Raw genomic sequence first — 1,187 nt, 5'->3', positions numbered from 1 at the left:
GAGAGCCTGCCGAAACCCTGATGGAGATGAACGCCGATGGCGAAGTACAAGCTCACATCCGAAACCAAGCTGTGGTTTGGCCGCACGCTCTACCGCATCGAGGCGCTGATTTCGTTCGGATCGGTCAGGGCCGGGGATAATGGCGGCTTTGTCGAGGCCGAGAAGAACCTCGGTCAGGAAGGCAATGCGTGGGTCTCCGGCGATGCGTGGGTCTCCGGCGATGCGCGGGTCTACGGCAATGCGCGGGTCTCCGGCGATGCGCGGGTCTACGGCAATGCGCGGGTCTCCGGCGATGCGCAGGTCTACGGCGATGCGCGGGTCTACGGCAATGCGCGGGTCTCCGGCAATGCGCAGGTCTACGGCGATGCGCGGGTCTCGCCGGTCAACTTGATCCTGATCGGCGGCCGACGCGGCTACAGCGTAACGATCATTGATCAGCACATGCAGATCGGATGCGAGTTCCACAAGATCACCGACTGGTTTGACTTCGATGATCGTCGGATCGCGGAAATGGATGGCATGCGCTCCGCTCATTTCTGGAAGGCGTATCGCGGGATTTTGCTCGAAATCTGCCGCCTGGAACGCCCCGACGCATTCGCCCCGATCGATGAAAAAGTGACCACGGAAGCCGCCTGACGCTCCGGTGAGCAGCCCCCTTCCGGGCTGCCATCCCGAGCGCCCCGGCCTCGACCAATCCTCCCTCAGAACAAGGACAAGCAGATGAATACCCCGCGATACCAGATCCTCCCGCGTGAGCGGGGCGCGACCATCGAAATCATCCCTCCCGGCACCCCCTGCCCCGTCGATGATGCCCTTGCGGTGAATGAACCCATCCGCATCCTGCGCCTGGCTGACTTTGACGCTTACCGCAGCGGTGATGTCCGCAAGGTGACGCTCGGCAATGGCTGCAACGTGATCCGGCTCCCCCGCCGTGCGGAGATCGAGCCGGTCGAGAGCAACGTCATCTATGCGTTCTCCCGGTTCACCGATCCCACCCCTCCCACGGGCGCCCCGGCCATGGCAAGGGCTGCGTGATGGAGATCAACTACAGCCGCCTGCCCGAGCACATGCGAGACGGGATGCAACGCTACATCGATCGCGGGATCAATCCCGGCAGCTTCATGACTGCGGTGCTGTCCAACGACCTGATGGAGGCCGTGCGGCGGGGCGACGACCAAAACCGCACC

General features: G+C 63.4%; 2 protein-coding genes. Both read left to right on the top strand.

The window, feature by feature from the left end; translation table 11 throughout:
* Positions 1–36: 36 nt before the first annotated feature.
* A complete protein-coding gene (locus ABNX41_RS21830) occupies positions 37–636 on the top strand; it encodes a hypothetical protein (RefSeq protein WP_438671779.1) in 600 nt (199 codons plus the stop codon).
* Between the two features lie 84 nt (positions 637–720).
* On the top strand, positions 721–1,035 hold the full coding sequence (locus ABNX41_RS21825) for a hypothetical protein (RefSeq protein WP_438671778.1): 315 nt from the start codon (positions 721–723) through the stop codon (positions 1,033–1,035).
* Positions 1,036–1,187: the final 152 nt, after the last annotated feature.

This window comes from Pseudogemmobacter sonorensis, assembly GCF_042762395.1.
Taxonomy (GTDB): Bacteria; Pseudomonadota; Alphaproteobacteria; order Rhodobacterales; family Rhodobacteraceae; genus Pseudogemmobacter; species Pseudogemmobacter sonorensis.
This window is presented reverse-complemented; position numbering and strand designations above follow the sequence as displayed.